A 20,120-nucleotide genomic window follows, 5' to 3' on the forward strand; every position below is an offset into this window, starting at 1 on the left:
CGAATATGGCATTAAACTTAGATTTAATTGATGAGTTAAGGAAAAGAACCAATGTTAGCTATGGGGATGCAAAAGAAGCATTGGAAAAATGCAATGGTGATTTGCTGGAGGCATTAGTATACTTAGAAAAACAAAATAAAGTTAAACCGGAACAAAATTATAGTTTATTTAAAAACCTTTTCCACAAGGCAAACAGTACAAGGTTTATTATCCATAAGAAAAACCGGACCGTTTTCGACATGTCTGTAACTGTTTCCATCATTATAACCGTATTTGCCTCTTATATTGTTATACCACTTCTGTTAATTGGCCTAGTTACAGGTTACAGAATGAAGTTTGAAGGGCTGGACGGAGAAGGAATGAAAGTTAACGAAGCATTGAATAAAGTTTCTGATGCAGTAGACTCTGCCAAAAGGAAATTAGCCGATGAAGGCGAGAATACAGCTACCTCATAACCGGAAAACCTTATTATAAAAATAACCTACAGATGATGTAGGTTATTTTTATAATTTCCTGGAACTCAATGGGTATAATTAGATTATTATTTTATTTTGGAGGATAAAACCTATGATCGGAGCAAAAATTCTTTTGATTGAAGACGAGGTGAAAATTTCCAGATTTTTAGAGTTAGAGTTAAAGCACGAAGGATATGAGGTTGAGCAGGCCTATGATGGTAGGACCGGATTGGAGAAAGCACTTGGTGGGGAATATGATTTAATATTAATGGATATAATGCTGCCCTCTATAAATGGTATTGAAATATTAAGGAGAATAAGAAAAAAGTCGGATATTCCGGTGATTATGTTGACAGCTAAGGATGATACTATGGACAAGGTCATGGGATTAGATACCGGTGCAGACGACTACATTACCAAGCCCTTTGCCATTGAAGAGCTGTTGGCAAGAATCAGAGTAGTTTTAAAAAGAAAAGTGTCGGTAACGAAAAACTCAATCCTACGGGCAAATGATCTGAAATTGGATTTGGATAAATACTCGGTTGCTTTAAACAATGAATCTATTGACTTGACCAAGAGAGAGTTTGAACTTTTAAGATATCTTTTAGAAAATAAAAATATTGTACTTACAAGGGAAAGGCTTCTCGAAGCGGTATGGGGATATGATTATCCCGGTGATACAAACGTAGTAGACGTATATATTAGTTACCTTAGAAGTAAAATTGATGATAAAATTAATAAAAAGATTATTTATACCGTTCGAGGGGTGGGGTATCTCTTAAAAGATGAAGAATAAGCAGTCTATATTTAAAGCATTTATGCAAGTGGTAAAGGTTTTATATAGACTATTAATCATGCTTATTAAGATCATACCTATGATATTTAATGCATTGCATAAATGGTTAGTCAAAAGGCTACGTTTTTCCATAACGTTTAAAATTACCACGGTATATGCAACCATTTTTACAATTATTTTACTGCTGTTTAACATTGGCATCTGTGCTGCAGTTGCTGCTTATCTAGGGGTCAACGCTGCAGAGACCATGGGGAAAGATTATCAAATTATTGCTTCTTACTTTAGAGAAAGGGCGGCAATTCCCACAACCAATATAGATGAACTTGCAAAGATAAAGAATATTGATATTACTATATTTGCCGAGAGTAAAGAGGCTCTGTATACAACCAAGAAAGATGAAGCCTCTCTGGTGTTCTATGATAAAAATAGTGGTGGTCATGTTATCAAACCCTATAAAGATTACCTTTTGGTAATAAACAAGAATCCTGCCTATTACAATCCAAATATCTTTTATAATAATGTAACTGACGATAGGTTTTTCTTAGTTTTAAATGAAAGTATGAATTGGCGTTCGGATAATATTTATGTTCAAATTACCGATAATTTATCAAGGGAGACACATATTCTAAGTATTCTTGTTACTGCTTTGTTTAGTATAACAGTAGCAGTTATAATTGTTGTCGTTATGATTGGCTCTAACACAAGCAAAAAAATGCTTCAACCAGTGGATAAGATGACAAAAACTGTTAAGAACATCACCATAAACGCTCTGGATACAAGGCTTGATGTATCAGGGGCGCACGATGAACTTAAAGAATTGGCGGAGACCTTTAACAGTATGCTAGATAGAATACAACGTTCCTATGAACAACAAAATCAGTTTGTTTCGGATGCTTCTCACGAATTAAGAACGCCCATTGCTGTTATTCAAGGTTACGCTAATTTGTTGGATAGATGGGGCAAAAATGATCAATCGGTGCTGGAGGAGTCCGTAGGGTCAATAAAAACCGAAGCGGAGAATATGAAAGAATTAATAGAAAAACTTCTTTTTTTAGCCAGAGGCGATAAAGGCGTACAGAAAATAGATATGGAAAAGTTTCCTCTTAACGAATTAATAGATGAAATTATCAAAGAAACCAAGCTAATAGATGCCGGTCATGATATCACAACCAAACACTGTGAGAGAATTTCTATTTATGCAGACCGTAAACTAATTAAAGAAGCTTTGAGGGTTTTTGTCGATAACAGTATAAAATACACTCCCCAAGGCGGTAAAATAATTATTAACTGCTACTCCTTAAAGTCTGAAGCTGTACTCACCATTCAGGATACCGGTGTTGGTATTCCCAAGGAGGATTTACCCTATATATTCAATCGATTTTACCGGGCGGATAAATCCCGGACAAAACAGACCGGCGGAACGGGGTTAGGCTTAGCAATTGCCAGATGGATTATCCTTAAGCATAAGGGAACCATTGAAGTAGAAAGCACAGTAAATGAAGGTACCAGAATAATCATATTTTTACCCTTATAGCGGTTAAAATTATTAGTGGCAAGGGGACGTTTCGTTTGACATATGAATAAATAGAAAGAGGTGGCAGGAGAAACGTCCCCTTGCCACAGGAGAAACGTCCCCTTGCCACACCACGATTCCGGAGATATGGTTTGGTAATGCTTCTAATTTGTTGTTTCATTTAGTATTGATTGGAAGTTTAATAATTCCATAGGGAGAATATCAAGTGCAGTCGCAATTTTATGTATATTATCGACGGAGACATTTCTTAGACCACGTTCTATATCTGAAATATATGTTCGATGTAGACCACAGGCAAATGCAAGCTCCTCTTGAGAAAGGCCCTTTTCGGATCTTATTTTTCTAATATTTTTTCCTAATAAAACTCTTATATTTTCAGTCAATTATTTATCCCTCAACTTTATATTGACCTTAAGATATCTGAATGATAAAATGTCTGTAGCCCATGAGTCTACAGACTATGAGTTACGTGGAGCATGAATATGCATTTTAAATAAAAGCTGTAAGCTAAGACAATATAAAATATGGCAAATTATTAAAGGGAATAGTTGGATAATATCTTAGGTAGATAAACAAATTGCCCTATTTCTTGACACAAATATTTAATTCAAACGGCTCCCAATGGGGTGTCGTTTTTTAAAGTTAATATTGTAGACTATAAGTTATATCCCGAGTTGTTATAACGGAGAGAAGGGTCGTTTTGTTTGATAGAAGCTGGTGGCAGGAGAAACGTCCCCTTGCCACCCCCCTTTGCCATCTTAGTGAGTAGTAATCTAATAATTGAAGGACGGTTGACTTAATAAATGATAAAGGAATAACATAGTATATCTTTTCCTGGAGGTTCATAATATTGGTAAATACTTTTTCACGGGTAGAATTTGCAAATAATGTTGAACTAACGAATGGATCACATATTCTGTATACATATCAAAAAGAAGATATATATATTAATAAGGTGGTTTATTTCATATCAAATGGCCTAAAGCTGGGACAGGGTGTAGTTTATATTGACAAGCATGAAAGGTACAATCTTATCAGACAGAAACTACAGGAAGAAGGTTATAATAAGGAATTATTAAACAGTATAATCTTTTCAAATTGTGAAGAATTTTATAAATTTAATAATGTTGTTAATTTTAATAGACTTAACAATACCTTTACCAAAGCAATACAGTCCTTTGTTGATAACGGTATATCTGTAAGGACATGGGCAAATATAGAGTGGCAAGAGGATGACTCTGTATTGGAAAGATTGATCACCCACGAAAAAGAATCTGATGATTTTGTTGGTTATGCTAAAACCTTCACTGTTTGTGCATATAATGGTAAGCTGTTATCTTCTTTTATGCAAATAGACCTAATGAAGAGTCATCAATACTTTATGACAGATACCGAATTATTTACTTCTAGTTTATATACAAAATCACAAGTCCCATCAATATATTTAAATGGAAGCCTTGAAGAAGCACTCTCTCAATTAAGGTGCTATCAAGCGGAAATATTAAGGCTGGAAAAATTTGAAACTGTAGCTCAAATGTCCTCTAGCATAAGCCATGAAGTTAGAAATCCTATGACAACAGTAAGAGGCTTTTTGCAGATATTAAGCAAAAAGAAAGAGTGTACCAAATATGAAAAGGAATTTAGCTTAATGATTGAAGAACTGGACCGTGCTAATTCCATTATCAGTGAATTTCTTTCAATGGGTAGTAATAAAATATCAGAATTTACAATAGGGAATCTAAATACAATAGTAAATGCTATAGTTCCCCTCATCCAAGCAGATGCCCTAAGTCAGAATAAATATTTATTATTAGAAATTAACGAAATAGCAAACCTGTTATTAAATCCAAATGAGATAAGACAGCTGATTTTAAACCTTTGTCGAAATGGGTTAGAAGCCATGGAAGAAGGCAATTACCTAACCATAAAAACATATCAAGAAGCTAACCGTGTAGTTCTTGCAGTAACTGACCAAGGAAGTGGCATAAAACCTGAGGTATTAGAAAAAATAGGCACACCATTCTTATCAACAAAGGATAATGGCACTGGGCTTGGCTTAGGTGTGTGTTATGGTATAGCTAATCGACATAATGCAAAAATAGATATTCAAACAGGGTCTAAGGGAACTACATTTTTTGTAAAGTTCATAATGGAGAATTGATTAATAGTCTAGGGGTTTTCTAGGAAAATGAGTTCTAAAACTAACATAAAAAGTTGTCCCGGCAGGGCTTGTGTCGTAGGTTTTGAGTTTTATTAAGAACAGACTTGTTCATATCAAAGTATAAAATCAGGGTTCCAATAAGTATGCCAAGTTTACCAAACATACTAACTAAATATATTAAGGAGTTTGGAATATACAAACAATAATTAACCTTCGAACAATTTGTATTATTTAGTCGAAGTACTATTTTGGCATAATGAAACTTTGCAAGGAATAGATTTTCACATGTGGATTGAGTAATAAATATGTGAGGTGTCTTATGAAGGGAGTATATATTGGCAATAACAAAATGTTGATTGCGCCGGTTTGGGGAGGAAAAATGATAGTTCCCTCTCAAGATTTAAGTATATCTCCAAACTTAGTTTTAAGCGGCATAATAGAACCTCCCCTTACAAAATTTTTCATAGATAATGTAAAGCCTGAAAGCACAATAATTGATGTTGGTGCAAATGTTGGGTATTTCTCTGTACTATTAGGATATATATTAGGGCCCACAGGAAAGATATATGCTTATGAAGCAAATCCTGATTTGTTTTCTTATTTGATAGATAATTTATCTATTAACTATTTGCATGATAGAACAGATTTGTTTAATGTGGCAGTTTACTCAAGGTCAAAGGAAATATCTTTTTTTGCTTGTAATCGTTATATGGGTAATAGCTCTATTCATGAACATGATCATAGCTATAAGAAAAACTATTCAGATCAATTTAAAGAGTTTAAAGTCCAAGCTGTGGATCTTGATACTCACCTTAGTAATCGCATAGGTCATAAGGTAGTTGATTTCCTAAAAATAGATATTGAAGGTGGAGAATACCATGCATTTCTGGGAATGCAGGGGATGATTAAACAAAACAAAATTAAGACAGTAGTTTTTGAGCTAAACAAAGGGATGTTACAAAATGACTGGAAGCCATTTATTGAGCTGTTAAACCAGTTCAGAAATAATTATAACAAGGAATTTTTCACATTAAATAATGGGGGAGAAAAGGTGCCAATTTCAATTGAGGGACTTGAAAGTCTCCAAGGACATCCTCACGTAGTTATGGTTTAGCCATTAAAAGCTATTATAAAAACAAAAAACCCTGTTATTCAGGGTTTTTTATCTCTTTATGCTATTGGATACGGCTTTGGGTGAAAGCTTGGGTGGACGGTGGCTAATTATGCAACAAGAGTTTCCCGAAGCAGCATTTCTAATAGTTTGAGCCGTGGACTTTAATGTAGTGCATAGGTGAGGAGAAATCTCAATGTTTAGTCGGGAATGATGCATTGTATACCTGGTGTTTGCAGGACAGTTTTTACATTTGTCCTCCTGACGCTTCATAAAATCTAACTGCCTTGAAGTAGGTCTGATGTAACCCCTATCGCAATGTTCAAAAAAATCCTTAATACCTAGGGGGTCTTCCTCAAAGGGGCAATTACATACTATGTCAACGGATTCAGGTTCGGCTGAAATATGAGAAGTAACTAATTCGCAGACGGACATGCCCAAAGTACCTTTTGCTTTTAATGGACAGGAACAATTACTACACGCCTCAAAATCCTCACCACAGGATTTGCGAATGTCAACTACCTCTCTAAAATTGCTTACCAATATCATAATAACCTCCATACCATATAATCTTAAAAAAGTAGTTGCAACAATACCAGACTGTCCCATAAAAGCACAAAATTGAAAAAGTTATTGGATGACATCATTCGACAGACCTTTAATAAATTCCTTTTTGAATTGAAAACTTTTTTGAACTTTTTTAAATAGCTATAAAACTAATGTTAAAGTATATTGAATAGTTTAAAACTTATGACAATTCTAGTATAATATTGACCAAGATTAAGAAGTTTTAAAGTTTACACTGATTTCTCAAGACAATATAAGACACATGTCTACAAAATATGGTACATTGTGCTAAAATAACTCTAAATTATATGACTAATAAATTTTAGCAATACACAACTGACTTCGCTTTAATGCTTCTTTTCTCTATTATAGCGTAATATATCAGAATTAATAATTATTCATGCCGGAATTAATCTTTTCGTAAGCATTAATTTTTTGTTGTTTTTTATCATTACGTAAATGGACATTCTACTGGGTGGGGGGGTTACCTTTGTACGAAATAGAGTTAACTGATGTTGAGAAGGACTACTTAGATTCAATTGGATCTACAGTTAATTATCCTAAAGGACAAATAATATTTGCAGCAGGCCAGAGGACCAATGAGGTATACTACATAAAAAACGGATGGGTAAAAGTGTTTGGAACAACCCTTGATGGTCGGCAGGTATCCGTGGCGCTGCGCTACTCGGGAGATTTTATCGGTCTTGCCGAAGTCCTGAGTGAAGATCAGGAGCGGGAGTATAGTGCTGAGGCTATGGATAATGTTTCAATACTAATTTTATGGAAAGATTCTTTTAAAAAGATGCTAGGCGAACATCCTGATTTTTCGGCCAAAATAATGAAGCTAATGAGTGATCGCTTGAGGGAGTCCCAAAGAACAATTCACGATTTCATTAATAATCCGGTGCAGGGTCGGCTAGCCCTGGTATTAAAAAACATGGCCCAACGCTCGGGTGAATCGGCTAAAGGAGACATTGTTAACGTCAGACTACGGGTGACCCAAGAAGAGTTAGCCTGTTGTATTGGAGCTTCAAGACAGACGGTTTCCACCTTGCTAAATTTGCTAAAGGATGATGGTTGTTTAAAATATGAAGGTAGAGAGATTGTCTCCTTAAATATTAAAAAGCTAAACGCTTGGATTGGTTAACAGCCACAATACGGCCAAAGCCTCATGGTCATGGGCAAGACATTTTTCTGGTCATCTACAAGACTAAAAAAATGTCTTGCCCATGACCATATTTTTATCATTCAAAAGACAATTGTCGCAAATGCGACAGTGATGTGTCACCCCTCTGGTGTATTCATATCGCTATTAAAGATAGAATTTAATCAGTAAGATCTTACGAAAATGGCTGGTACACTAGATGATTGGGAGGAGAAAAAATGGCTACAGAATTGGGCCAACAGGCATCGGGAAAAAATGCCTTGAACAGAACTTCCTATAATGAAGCAGCAGCAACCAATAAGTGGGCGCTCCCTGGCTTCATTCTATCCTGGGTTGTATTTTTTGCAATTCTAACTCTAATTCCTACATCTGAAACCCTAAAACCCGAAGGGAGGTCTGCTTTAGCAGTAATGGGCTGGGCAACTACCATTTGGCTAACGGGTGGATTGCCCCTAAGTATCTCTGGCTTAGGGATTCCCTTTTTACTAATTTTGACTAACGCCGTTCCTAAAATACCTGAGGCCTTTAATGGCTTTACTACCAATGTAACTTTTTTGATACTAGGGTGTTTTATCTTAGCAGCTGTAATGCAAACCACTGGTTTAGACAGGAGAATTGCCCTGGGCATTGTTTCTAAGGTTAAGCCAAAGGTGGGCAGTGTATTAAGGGGTATTATTGGAGCGCATCTTGTTACTGCAATCCTAGTCCCGGCAACAAATGCACGGGGAGCGGTATTCTTACCGATTATTCAAGGTTTAAACAACCTTTTTCCAAAGGACGGGGAAGGTGCTAGGGCTAGAAAAGCCATGACCATGATCGGTATCGGCTTTGCTGCCCTAGCCTCCGGTGTGATGCTCCTGCATAGTCACATGTCAAACGTTATTGTAGCTCAAACCATTAACCAAGCAGTCAAACAGGATGTTATTACCTGGGGTACCTGGGCTTGGATGAACTGGCCTTTGTTAGGTGTACTGGTAATCATATATTACTGGGTCAACTGGGTTTTAAAAACCAAGAATATCGAAGTGCCTGGAGGTATGACTGAGGTCATTCGTCAGAGGAATGAGATGGGTAAAATGACGAGGACTGAATGGATTGTACTTGGAGTTTTCTCGCTGGCAATTGTGATGTGGGCTACTGAAAGTATTCATGGCTATCAAATGGCGATAGTAGCTATTGCTGCAGTGATGGTGTTATTCATCCCAGGACTAACTAATCTTTCATGGAAGAAAGTGCAGTCTAACACCATTTGGGGAACCTGGCTGCTCTTGTGTGGTTCTCTCTCTCTGGTTAGTGCTTTTAGTAAGACGGGTGTTGATGATTGGCTCGCCTCTTATCTGGCAAGTGTTGCTCCCGCTTGGGGTTGGATAGGCATTTGTTTGTTCGTAGCTATTCTTATTCAAATTCTTCGGCTTGGCATAGTAAGCAACGTAGCTGCAGTTACACTAATGGCTCCCATTGTAGCGGCCATGGCACCAAAACTAGGCTTAAACACAGTTGCCTTTACCATGATGATACTTAACATCGATAGCTACGCTTTCATATTACCGATTTCGGTTACGGCTTGTCTTATTGCTTATGGTACAGAGGAATTCACTTTTATGGAGTTTGTTAAAACTGGTGCTCCGTTAACCTTAATGATTATTCTTTACAATGTTCTCATCATGCTTCCCTGGTACGCCTTTACCGGATATCCCATCTGGGTGCCCATTAACTAAAATGATTATTGACAAGGAGGGATCATATGGCTAGAGAAAGTTTGTTTAAGTCCATTGAAAAAGTTGAAAAGGTCTATATCGATACCGACATTTTGATTATCGGTGCAGGCAATGCCGGCTGCTTTGCAGGAATTGAAGCCAAACGTATCAACCCGGAGGTAAAAGTCACCTTCATGGAAAAGGCCCACATTGATCGAAGCGGCTGTTTGGCCGGTGGTATGGATGCCATTAATACCTATATTAAAAAGGGTCGAACCATTGAGGATTTTGTTCGCTGGAGTCGTTCCCAGGCTGGTGGGCTGCTGCGTGAAGATCTAACCATAACTATGGCGGAGGTTCTAAACAAGCCCATAGAAGAATGGGAAGAATGGGGTATGCCTATAAAATATGAAGAAGATGGCGAGGAATATAAGACTCGCGGCAAATGGGATATTACCATCAGCGGCTCGGAAATGAAGGTTATTTTAGCCAAGAAGACCCTAGAGGCCGGTTGTGATGTGCTAAACTATGTGGTAACTACTAACTATTTGTTAGATGGGGATAAGGTAATTGGTGCCATCGGTTTCGGAATCAGGGATGGCAAAGTTTATATTGTACAGGCTAAGGCAACTATAATCGCCACTGGCGGGGCCGCTGGATTATATAAACCCTATCAAAATGATGGTCACGACAGTCATCACCAGCTCTGGTATTCTCCCTTTAACGTCGGTACAGGATTTGCCATGGGAATTCGCGCCGGAGCAGAAATGACCACCTTTGAAATGCGTTGGTGTGCCACCAGAACCAAAGACTTTAACGGGCCTATCGATACCATTTCTGTAGGCTACAAGACCCCTATGATCAATTGTAAAGGGGAAGAAATACTTAAAACCCGTTATGCTCACCTGGGTGGAGATGCAGCTCCACGTTTTATTAGAGCAAATTTGCCTATGGATGAATGGCGTGAGGGCCGAGGGCCTTGTTTTGTAGATACTACCAATATGACACCTGAACAAATTCATGATATGAAGGTTGACTATTTAAATGAGCGTCCAAGTTACGTATTATTTTTAGCCAGCAGGGCTCAGGACTTGACCAAGGATCCCATCGAGATTTACGGCTCCGATCCCTATATCGTAGGTGGGCATACCGCCAGTGGTTACTGGGTTGATGTGAAAAGGGCCACCACTATACCAGGACTTTACGCCTGTGGAGATGTGGCTGGAGGAACACCTAATAAATTCGTGGGTGGTTGTGCGGCGGAGGGCTTACTGGCAGCTAGAGCCGCTGTAGAATTTGTAGCTGGCAAAGTTGATGCAGGCTATGTTAATCAAGAACAGGTTGAACAGGAAATTGACAGGATTTTTGCACCGGGCATTCGTCAAATGCTGGTAGGCGAAGGGGTAAAACCTGGTGAGATGGAGGAAAGGCTGCAACGCTTAATGGATGAATATGCTGGTGGAGTACACCAGTTCTTCCGTATGAACAGGGAGGGTCTTCAGTATGCACTGCGACATCTAAAAATATTAAAGGAACAGGTCAAATATCTTGTAGCTAATGATCTTCATGAATTAATGGAAGCCCATGGTGTAATTGATAGAATTGATGTTGCAGAGGTACTGGTACATCACTTGATGTATCGTGAGGAGACCAGATGGCCTGGTTGGCAAACCAGGGCTGATTTTCCCGAAAAGAATGATGAAAAGTTTGATTGCTTTGTAAATTCCCGTAAAAATACTGACACAGGGGAAGTGGAAATGTTTACTCGGCCCTACGAGCAAATTATCCCTGGTGATCGCTTAAAGCTCTAGGAAGAAGGAGGTAAGAATATGCCACCCGTGATTAATGTAGAAAAGTGTATTGGCTGCGGAAAATGTGAAATTTGTCCTGGTGATTTAATGGAAGTAAATGAGTCTACTAAAAAAGCTTTTTGTCGTACAAGCAGGGATTGCTGGGATTGCATGGCCTGTACCAAGGCTTGCCCCACAGGAGCAATAGAGACAAAAATACCCTATCAATTGGGATATTATCCAGCCAAGCTGATACCTAAAATGGGCAATAAACAGATAGAATGGACTTTAATAGACATTAATGGAAAGGTCGAAAGGTTCATTGTTAAAACCCATAATAAATAAGGAAGTTACTCAAAAGCTCACCCTATGGTGAGTTTTTGTTTTTTAAAAAAGGAATAATAATTACAGCTAGCTAATACGGCTGCTAACTAAAAGGGAATGTGGCTAAAGTAAGAAACTGAAAGGAAGCTGGGAAATGATAAAAGTAGCAAAACTGGGCTTTAAATATAAAGGAAACCATGGGTTGGTAGTGAAAAATATCAACTTCCAGGTGGAAAAGGGTGAAATATTTGGATTCTTAGGTCCAAGCGGAGCCGGCAAAAGTACCACCCAGAAAGTCTTAATTGGATTATTAAAGAACTATCAAGGCAGTGTAAAGGTATTTGATAAGGATCTCGGTGAATGGGGTAAGAACTATTATGAAAAAATCGGTGTTTCCTTTGAATTGCCGAACCACTATCAAAAACTAACTGCCCTGGAGAATCTACAGTTTTTCCAATCTCTTTATAATGTCAGAACGGAAGACCCGTTAAAATTGCTGGAGGGGGTAGGGCTAAGGGGGGATGCCAACACAAAGGTTGCGAAGTTCTCCAAAGGTATGCAGATGAGATTGAACTTTGTGCGGGCCCTTTTGCATAGGCCCAATTTAATATTTATGGATGAGCCAACCTCCGGCATTGACCCTGTTAATGGCCGAAAAATTAAAGACCTAATCCTAGAGCAAAAAAGCAGAGGTAACACTATCTTTCTTACAACCCATAATATGAATGTTGCGGAGGAGTTATGTGACCGGGTTGCCTTCATAGTAGACGGAGAAATAGTACTGGAGGATTCTCCCCAAAGGCTTAAGATTCAATACGGACAAAGGATAGTTTCGGTAGGCTACTTGAAGGAACAAAGTATTGTCCACGAGGATTTTCCCATGGAGGATTTGGGTAACAATGAACATTTTCTTAAGCTATTAAGGACTGAAGCTATTCAAACCATTCATAGTAAGGAATCCACCTTTGAGGAAATCTTTATTAAGGTTACCGGGAGGAAATTAATATGAATCCGCTTGCATCAATGCTGAGGATGGATTTTCAATTACAATGGAGGTATGGCTTTTACTATGCAGCTATGGTAATAACCCTGGTCTGGATTGCTCTGTTAAACTTCATACCGGAGCCTTTTATTGAAATGGCTATTATAGTGGCTATATTTACTGACCTTGCTATTGTTGGTTTTTACTTTATTGCCGGGCAGGTAATTTTTGAAAAGACGGAAAAAACCCTTTATGCCCTAGTGGTTACACCAATAGAGTTTAAGCATTATTTGACATCCAAATTGGCATCTCTTTCCTTCTTAGCACTAATCATTAGTGTGGTTGTTCTGTTATTTACCTATGGTTGGCATTTAAATATGGCCCTTTTTATCCTAGGGGTAATCTCCATGTCATTAGTTTCCTTGCTGGTAGGAGCAATTGCCATAGCACCCTTCAGGTCCATCAGCACCTTTATTCTCCCATCTCAATTTTATTTGATGATTCTGGGTTTGCCCCTTTTAGAATATTTTGGACTATTAAAAAGTCCCCTTTTTTATTTACTGCCCACCCAGGGGGCGGTTGTGTTTCTGATTGCCAGCTTTGGTTCGGTGGAAACCCGGGAGTTGATTTTTGCCCTTTTAAATCAGGTATTATGGATTGTAATATTAATTTGGATTTCAGGGATTATGTTTGAAAGGTTTATTGTTGCCGGAAATGGAGGGGCGAAATGAGTTATTTTAAAGCCTTTATGGTTAATGACTTTAAAAATATTGGCCGGGATTCCTTACTTTTATTTATGCTTTTTATGCCCTGGCTGCTAGTCATATTAATGAGAAGCCTGATTCCGGTGATTGAGCAATGGCTATTTAGTAATTACCAGTTTATCCTTCAACCATATTACCCCCTTATAATAGGTGTTTTTATTATCCTGCAAATACCTATGATTTTTGGTTTGGTCTTTGGTTTCTTGCTGCTTGATGATAGGGATGATAGGGTGCTTACTGCACTGCAGGTGACACCGGTTGCAGTGGGGGGGTATGCCTTATATCGTTTTGTTAGTATTGTTTTGCTTAGCATTATCTATATCATGCTAGCAATACCTCTAACTGGTCTAGCACAAGTACCGCTGTCATTTTCCATTGCAGCAGCGGCCTTGTTGGGTAGTTTTTTTGCAGTGTTTGTTATGCTGCTGTTAATAAGCCTGGCTGACAATAAGGTTGAGGGATTGGCCATTATGAAGGGAATGGGCTTTATTTTGCTCGGCCCGGTGGCAGCTTATTTCATTGACTCCAAGTGGCAGCTGCTGCTGGGTATATTGCCAAGTTATTGGCCTGCTAAGGCCTATTGGCTGATCAGTGATGGTCAAGAATCCTGGCCCTATCTTGCTGCAGGGTTTGTTTACATGTCCCTGATTTTAGTTTGGCTCACAAGAAGATTTCAAGAAAAACTAGGTCAATTATAGAAATTTATGTAGAAATAGATGTGAAACAAATCCTTAGGTTTCCCGTCTTATTTATGAAAGGAATCTTAAGAAGGGAGACCATGATTATGAGAAAGCTGATTTCACTTATGATCATAGTTATTATGAGCTTAGCTATCTTTAGTGGATGTTCCAAGAAAGAAGATACACCATCCTATACTAATATAAGCTTTCAAAAAATCACCGATTCAGAAGTGCCCTATGCCGTGGAAAGGGTGGCAGAATACAAGGCATTAAGGGGATATGCAGTATGGCAGGAAGGGGAAAATTATTTCCTCATGGTAAGCTCAGGGGAAAAACCCACAGGCGGATATGACATTGATATAAAATCCATTGAGGATGGCGAAGGGGTTACTCAAGTATTGGTAAAGGAAACCGTTCCTGGAAAGGACTCCATGAATACCACCGCCTTAACCTACCCATACGTCATTGTTAAATTTAAAGGAACAACAGGTAAGTTTAGGATTGTTAATGAGGATGGGGAGGTATTTGCTACACTCAACGATAAACCGGCGGAGTCCAAGATCAAGCCCGGTGAAATTTTTGAGGGTACAGGAACATATAATGGTCAGATAGATTCCAATTCCATTGAAATAGAGGTTAACGGTGAGGCCAGGGCCTTTATGATTTACGACGTAAAAGACCAGCTGGCAAATATCAGCGAGGGAGAGCGGGTTAGTATCAGTTACTATAAAAATGAAAATGGGCAGTTAATGGTGATTAGTTTGGAAAAGTTTGATTAGCAAAAGTAAGGGGGGCAAAAGCCCTTCTTATTTGCTTTAATAATCAAAAGGTCAATTTCCTCATATGAGCAATAATTTAGAGGAAATTTTCTGTGTGAGGAGAATATCCATGATTGTAGTAATATAATGGGAAAAATGGTTCGCTAAATATACTCCATTAGAGAGGAGGGGTCAGATGTCTTCGGGAAATCAGGAGAGAACTTGGGCTATGTTTTGTCATCTAGGTGGATTTTGCGGCTATTTTATACCCCTGGGAAATATCATTGTGCCCCTGGTTTTGTGGCTAATTAAAAGGGAAGAATACCCATTTGTCAATGAACATGGAAAGGAAGCATTAAATTTTAATATTTCCATGCTCATATACGCCATTGTTTCTGCTGTTTTAGCCTTTGTTTTAGTTGGTTTTCTGCTAATTGGTATACTTTTTATTTTCCATATTGTTGTCATTATTAAGGCTACCATGGCGGCCAATAAGGGTGATTATTATAGTTACCCCCTTACCATCAGGTTTTTATAAAGAAAACAGCACCCGCCCAAGTTTGTTGGAGGTGCTGTTTTTGTTCTCTCACTTCTAATCTAAACTTTAAACTTCCCAACCAGTTTTTCTAACTCAGTTGACATCTCAGACAAGGTGCTTACGGATGCGGAAATCTCTTGCATAGATGCAGTTTGCTCCTCGGTTGATGCAGCCACATTTTCAATTCCGGCATTGACCTCTTGTACAGAGGCGGCAATATTTTGAACCTTGCCGTTTAATTCTCGAACAATGTTAATTATCTCTTCAAACCTTATTCCCACGTCTGTTACAATATTGCTGCCCTGTGCAACCTTTTGATTACCCAGGTTCATGGCTTGAAGGGCATTGCTGGATTGTGCATCAACGTCCTGAATTAACTGTTTAATTTCTGTGGAGGAGAGGGCAGATTGTTCTGCTAGCTTCCTTACCTCCTCGGCAACCACAGCAAAACCCCGGCCACTTTCACCGGCCCTGGCGGCTTCAATGGCTGCGTTGAGAGCCAGGAGATTAGTTTGTTCGGCAATTTGTGTGATAATTTCTACGAACTGATTTATTTTTCCTGTAGCTGTGCTTAAGGCACCTAGGGCAATACTTACTTCATTTACTGCCGAAGCAATTTCTTGCATTTGGTTATTTACCAAAGCTATATCATTCTGCCCCTTGTCTGCCAGATCAGAAGCCAACTCAGTTTGTGTAGAGGCATCCTGGGTGATATGTGTTATATTATCTATGGTTACAGCAATCTGATTAATGCTTGATGCATTCTCAGATGCACCCACCGAGGTTTGCTGAGCGCTGGCATTAAGCTGCTCGGCGGTATCGGATACCGATATAGCCTTGTTCCCAATGTTTTTAACAAGCTCCCTGGTATTACTAATCATTTGTTTAAAGGATTCGGACAGAGTACCTATTTCATCCTTTGAACTAGCTTTTACTTCGGCAGTTAAATCACCGGAGGAGGCATTTTTTGCTGAAACTACTAACTGATTAATTGGAAGTGTGATAAGTCGATTTAGCCAATAGCCTAACCCCATGGCCAATAGTATACAGACACCAATAACTATTAGGAATAAATTTTTTGATGCAGCTACAATTTCGTCAGCTTGTTTGTTCTTTGAAGCAACAAGATTATCTTTAGTTTTTACAAGCTCGCCTAATAAATTGTTGGATTCAGTAAAAGAGATTATTTCAATATTTAGTGTGTGGTTGGAGAGCTCTTCCCAAACCTGGTCATTCTTCTCCAATTTATTTAACCTGTGGAATTCCTCATGATCACTGTACCACTTTTCAAATTTGGGTATAAACTCGTTCCAGAGCCTTAATTCCTCATCTGTTTTAGGGAGATTTTCATAAATAGCCCGGGCCTCCTTGCCCATTTCTTCAGCAGCGCTACACCTTTCCCTCTGTTCTTGCCGCTCTGCCTCTGTCATCCTGGGGTTAAGCATGGCAAACTCTGTACTGAACATGGCGATTTGAGATTCCTTTAACATGGTAAGGGCTTGTACACCGGGTAAAGTAATTGTGGAGACCTCATCAAAATTATTTGAGATATCTGAGATTCCTTTGTAACCCACCGCCCCTAAAAAAACTACCAGGGATACAATAATTGCAAAGGATAATAATAGCTTTGCTCTAATTTTTAAATTTTTTAACATTATATACACTCCATCTTTGATATAATCGGAAATAGTTAACAAAATATTCTTGAAATTACAGCTTCACCTCCTTTTATTTAACTTCTGGGTAATAAAAGAATATTTGTATTAGTTTATATAAATTTGTCGAATTTTACAATATCAGTTTATATTTTGGATTAGTTATATTGAGAATTCATATATTTTCCTAATTATTATAGAAGCTATCATTTAAAGCAGAAGGCAGGAAACAAAAAAGAGCAGTCATTACCATAAAGCTAATAACTGCTTAATATATGAAAGGGCAAAGGACTATAGCTTTTGGCTTACTCCTTCAAATCAACCTGTGTTAATATCTTCGGAGTTATGACCCCAAGGGATATGATAATCTTTGTTGCTTCATCCACTGAAATATTTAATAGCTCAACCTCGGACTTCTTTACACAAACCAAAAATCCAGTGGTGGGATTTGGCGTAGTGGGTATGAAAACCAAATATCTCTCTTCTCCATCTACCATGACACTATCGTTTGTTAAAAACCCTACACTTTTTAAACCCTTTGATGGAAAGTCAATCAATACAGGTTGTTTAAAGGAGTTCTTATCCTTATTTAGGATAGTATTAATAATTTCCTTTGCTGCTTTATAGATGGTCTGAGCAAAGGGGATTTGTTCGAAAATGTTATCTGCCCAGCTGATTAATTTTTTACCGATAAAGTTCTTGGTTATCATACCAACAAGAAATACTATTAAAACCGTTGTTATAAAGCCTAGGCCGATGACTTTTTTACCTAATAATGATGCAATTAGATTGGCTGTAAGGCTGTCTACAAACATAAAAAGCTTGTAGATTATAAAGGTGGTTAGTCCCAGGGGGAGTATGGCGGAAATTCCTGCCAGGAAAGTATTAATAATCTTTTTCAAATAGGCCACCTCACTTGTAAGTAAAAATAAATAACCAATAAAGGAACAACATAAAATATTATAACAAAACTTATGGTGATAAAGTAAAAAAACTATTTAAAAGCTATCACTATGTCTAAAATTTCAACAATACTTCTTTACACATTGTTAATATTTGTATAGTTTTGTCGTTGACAAAACTTTCCTGGGTTGTTAACATGTTTTAAAATAATAATTATCGTATATGCTTGGGAATTGGCCCAAGTGTTTCTACCGGGTGACCGTAATCGCCTGACTACGAGAGGGAAAGTGTACCTAGGGTTCCACATCCCCCTTGGGGCTGGCTCGGTCCGAGCGGTACAGGCGTTTTTGCTACACCGATAGGGATAAAAGCCCAGACGGTAGGTTTCACTCTTGGTGAGATCTATCTGTCTGGGTATTTTTATATCCTTTTTTAGTCAATGAAGTAATACACGAGGTGAAGATATGCAGAGGGAAGTTCTTAAGCTGGCCCAGGAATTAAGGGCTGCTTCTGGGCACGAAGCAGCAGATATGTACATTGGAAATGTTAAAATTGTGGATGTCTATACGGAATCGATCTTTGCTGGCTCCCTGGTAATTAAAAACGGTAAAATTGTGGCCATAAATCCTGATTGGCCCGTTGAAGCAAAGGTGGTGCTTGATGGTAAGGGACGCTTTGCAGTTCCAGGTTTTATGGATGCACATATCCATATCGAACCAACCCTTTTGTCCCCCGAAGCCCTTGCCAGTGTCATTGTTCCCTGGGGGACCACCACACTTTTTGCAGACCCGATGGAAATTGCCAATGTGGCCGGATTAGCCGGTGTTGAGGCACTGCTGAACAATATTGATGAGCTGCCTTATAGAATCTACATACAAGTATCTTCCAGGGTGCCCACCGCTCCCGGCCTGGAGACCACAGGCGGGGTTTTAGGGGTTGGGGAAGTTAGTGAGCTGCTGGATAGCAATATTTCGGCAAGTTTAGGGGAATTGGATCCCTCAAAGATACTTTCTGTTAAAGAAGAGTACCTGGCCAAGATTATTAGCGCCAGGAACAAGGGTAAAGTGACAAATGGACATGCCATAGGACTTAGCTGGAATAAATTAAATGTATATGCTGCCGCAGGTCTCTCGGATGATCATGAGTCAGTTACCTATGAGGAACTATTTGAACGTCTTAGGCTAGGAATAAAGGCGTTGATTAGGGAGGGCAGTACGGAAAGGAATGTTGAGGCGTTAGTTAAGGGTGTGGTAGAGCACAACCTGCCTATCGAAAATCTGCTCTTTTGCACCGATGACAAGCATGTTAATGATATCGCCAGGGAAGGTCACATCAGCTACAATGTTCAGAAATCCATCCAGCTTGGGTTAGATCCAATTAAGGCCATTAAAATGGCCACCATTAATATAGCCAAACACTTTAGGGTGGACCATTTACTCGGGGCACTTACACCAGGGAGAATGGCAGATATTCTTTTCCTCGACAACCTGCAGGAGATTAAACCTGCCTTGGTAATTAAGCAGGGTAAGATTGTTGCTAAAGAAGGAAAGTTAATCAACGAACCAAAAATTGGACAATATCCTGATTTTTTAAGTTCTACTATAAAGCTTGCCCCGGAGCTTTCACCAGATGCCTTTGCCATTAAAGCAGAGGGGCAGCGTTGTAAAGTAAATGTTATCAATCTTTACCCGGATCAGATTATAAACTATGCCTCACAGGAATGGCTGGGTATTTCCGACAATGAAGTTCAGGTCAATACCGTCGAAGACATATTAAAGCTGGCCGTAGTAGAAAGATACGGTAAGAACGGCAGGGTTGGATTGGGCTTTGTTCGTGGCTTTAAGCTGAAATCAGGGGCTTTGGCCGCCTCAGTTTCCCACGATCACCACAATATTGTCATTGTTGGTACTAATAATGAAGATATGTATCTAGCCGCCCGGGAGATTGCCAGGCACCAGGGGGGGCTGGTGGCAGTGCAGGATGGTAAAGTGATGGGTGTATTGCCCCTGCCCATAGGGGGATTGATGAGTCCCTTACCGGCCAATGAAGTAATGGAGCAAATTGAGCTGCTGAATGAAAAGACGGCAGGACTTGGCTGTGATTTGCCCGCGCCCTTTATGACCCTATCCTTTATTTCCCTGCCCACGGTTCCTGAACTTGGTTTAACAGATTTCGGCTTGATTGATGTATTAAACCATAGAATTATACCCACAGTCATTGAGACTGATTAAGAGGGGGTC

The 20,120-nt window shown here is 38.8% G+C and carries 19 protein-coding genes and 1 riboswitch; of the genes, 15 read left to right on the top strand and 4 right to left on the bottom strand.

Going from position 1 to position 20,120, the window contains the following annotated elements; all coding sequences use genetic code 11:
- Nucleotides 1–5 precede the first annotated feature (5 nt).
- From P6N53_RS00485 to P6N53_RS00495, 3 genes are all read left to right on the top strand, one after another.
- Entirely contained in the window at nt 6–455 is a 450-nt protein-coding gene (locus P6N53_RS00485) for a DUF4342 domain-containing protein (protein WP_304540292.1), read from the top strand.
- A 112-nt stretch (nt 456–567) separates the two neighbouring features.
- On the top strand, nt 568–1,251 hold the full coding sequence (locus tag P6N53_RS00490; protein WP_304540293.1) for a response regulator transcription factor: 684 nt from the start codon (nt 568–570) through the stop codon (nt 1,249–1,251).
- The gene (locus P6N53_RS00495) at nt 1,241–2,785 is read left to right on the top strand and encodes a sensor histidine kinase (RefSeq protein ID WP_304540294.1); all 1,545 of its coding nucleotides are present in this window, start codon (nt 1,241–1,243) and stop codon (nt 2,783–2,785) included. The genes P6N53_RS00490 and P6N53_RS00495 overlap by 11 nt, the downstream gene beginning before the upstream one ends.
- A gap of 143 nt (nt 2,786–2,928) precedes the next feature.
- Here P6N53_RS00495 and P6N53_RS00500 read toward each other — a convergent pair whose 3' ends face one another.
- Nucleotides 2,929–3,168: a helix-turn-helix domain-containing protein gene (locus P6N53_RS00500; protein WP_304540295.1), complete on the bottom strand. Its 240-nt coding sequence runs from the start codon at nt 3,166–3,168 to the stop codon at nt 2,929–2,931.
- Nucleotides 3,169–3,635: 467 nt separating this feature from the next.
- On the opposite strand from P6N53_RS00500, the gene P6N53_RS00505 reads away from it, so the two are divergent.
- Both P6N53_RS00505 and P6N53_RS00510 read left to right on the top strand, forming a co-directional pair.
- Nucleotides 3,636–4,946: an MEDS domain-containing protein gene (locus P6N53_RS00505; protein WP_304540296.1), complete on the top strand. Its 1,311-nt coding sequence runs from the start codon at nt 3,636–3,638 to the stop codon at nt 4,944–4,946.
- A 319-nt stretch (nt 4,947–5,265) separates the two neighbouring features.
- Nucleotides 5,266–6,060, top strand: a complete 795-nt coding sequence (locus tag P6N53_RS00510; RefSeq protein ID WP_304540297.1) for an FkbM family methyltransferase — start codon at nt 5,266–5,268, stop codon at nt 6,058–6,060.
- A gap of 48 nt (nt 6,061–6,108) precedes the next feature.
- Here the strand turns inward: P6N53_RS00510 and P6N53_RS00515 are convergent, their stop codons facing one another.
- Nucleotides 6,109–6,606 carry a hypothetical protein gene (locus tag P6N53_RS00515; RefSeq protein WP_304540298.1) on the bottom strand — a complete coding sequence of 166 codons (498 nt, stop codon included), beginning with the start codon at nt 6,604–6,606 and terminating at the stop codon, nt 6,109–6,111.
- 508 nt (nt 6,607–7,114) lie between these two features.
- On the opposite strand from P6N53_RS00515, the gene P6N53_RS00520 reads away from it, so the two are divergent.
- The 9 genes from P6N53_RS00520 to P6N53_RS00560 all read left to right on the top strand — a co-directional run bounded on the left by P6N53_RS00520 (nt 7,115) and on the right by P6N53_RS00560 (nt 15,322).
- Nucleotides 7,115–7,771 carry a Crp/Fnr family transcriptional regulator gene (locus P6N53_RS00520; protein ID WP_304540299.1) on the top strand — a complete coding sequence of 219 codons (657 nt, stop codon included), beginning with the start codon at nt 7,115–7,117 and terminating at the stop codon, nt 7,769–7,771.
- 236 nt (nt 7,772–8,007) lie between these two features.
- On the top strand, nt 8,008–9,507 hold the full coding sequence (locus P6N53_RS00525; RefSeq protein ID WP_304540300.1) for an SLC13 family permease: 1,500 nt from the start codon (nt 8,008–8,010) through the stop codon (nt 9,505–9,507).
- Between the two features lie 26 nt (nt 9,508–9,533).
- Complete coding sequence (locus P6N53_RS00530; RefSeq protein ID WP_304540301.1) at nt 9,534–11,297, top strand: adenylyl-sulfate reductase subunit alpha; 1,764 nt, start codon at nt 9,534–9,536, stop codon at nt 11,295–11,297.
- A gap of 18 nt (nt 11,298–11,315) precedes the next feature.
- The gene (locus tag P6N53_RS00535; RefSeq protein WP_304540302.1) at nt 11,316–11,621 is read left to right on the top strand and encodes a 4Fe-4S binding protein; all 306 of its coding nucleotides are present in this window, start codon (nt 11,316–11,318) and stop codon (nt 11,619–11,621) included.
- A gap of 133 nt (nt 11,622–11,754) precedes the next feature.
- Nucleotides 11,755–12,609 carry an ABC transporter ATP-binding protein gene (locus tag P6N53_RS00540; protein ID WP_304540303.1) on the top strand — a complete coding sequence of 285 codons (855 nt, stop codon included), beginning with the start codon at nt 11,755–11,757 and terminating at the stop codon, nt 12,607–12,609.
- Nucleotides 12,606–13,313: a fluoroquinolone export ABC transporter permease subunit gene (locus tag P6N53_RS00545; RefSeq protein ID WP_304540305.1), complete on the top strand. Its 708-nt coding sequence runs from the start codon at nt 12,606–12,608 to the stop codon at nt 13,311–13,313. Before P6N53_RS00540 ends, P6N53_RS00545 begins: the two co-directional genes overlap by 4 nt.
- Nucleotides 13,310–14,044, top strand: a complete 735-nt coding sequence (locus P6N53_RS00550; RefSeq protein WP_304540306.1) for an Rv2686c family ABC transporter permease subunit — start codon at nt 13,310–13,312, stop codon at nt 14,042–14,044. Before P6N53_RS00545 ends, P6N53_RS00550 begins: the two co-directional genes overlap by 4 nt.
- An 86-nt stretch (nt 14,045–14,130) precedes the next feature.
- Nucleotides 14,131–14,805 carry a protease complex subunit PrcB family protein gene (locus P6N53_RS00555; RefSeq protein WP_304540308.1) on the top strand — a complete coding sequence of 225 codons (675 nt, stop codon included), beginning with the start codon at nt 14,131–14,133 and terminating at the stop codon, nt 14,803–14,805.
- A gap of 175 nt (nt 14,806–14,980) precedes the next feature.
- Nucleotides 14,981–15,322 (top strand): DUF4870 domain-containing protein, encoded by a 342-nt coding sequence (locus P6N53_RS00560; RefSeq protein WP_304540310.1) that lies wholly within the window; start codon nt 14,981–14,983, stop codon nt 15,320–15,322.
- A gap of 59 nt (nt 15,323–15,381) precedes the next feature.
- Here the strand turns inward: P6N53_RS00560 and P6N53_RS00565 are convergent, their stop codons facing one another.
- Nucleotides 15,382–16,977 (bottom strand): HAMP domain-containing methyl-accepting chemotaxis protein, encoded by a 1,596-nt coding sequence (locus P6N53_RS00565; protein ID WP_304540311.1) that lies wholly within the window; start codon nt 16,975–16,977, stop codon nt 15,382–15,384.
- A gap of 305 nt (nt 16,978–17,282) precedes the next feature.
- Complete coding sequence (locus P6N53_RS00570) at nt 17,283–17,879, bottom strand: DUF502 domain-containing protein (protein WP_304540313.1); 597 nt, start codon at nt 17,877–17,879, stop codon at nt 17,283–17,285.
- 197 nt (nt 17,880–18,076) lie between these two features.
- Nucleotides 18,077–18,176, top strand: a riboswitch (purine riboswitch).
- Between the two features lie 168 nt (nt 18,177–18,344).
- Between P6N53_RS00570 and ade the strand changes: the two genes are divergently transcribed.
- Nucleotides 18,345–20,111 (top strand): adenine deaminase, encoded by a 1,767-nt coding sequence (gene ade / locus P6N53_RS00575; protein WP_304540315.1) that lies wholly within the window; start codon nt 18,345–18,347, stop codon nt 20,109–20,111.
- Nucleotides 20,112–20,120: the final 9 nt, after the last annotated feature.

It is taken from the genome of Desulforamulus aquiferis (genome assembly GCF_030577015.1).
Taxonomy (GTDB): Bacteria; Bacillota; Desulfotomaculia; order Desulfotomaculales; family Desulfotomaculaceae; genus Desulfotomaculum; species Desulfotomaculum aquiferis.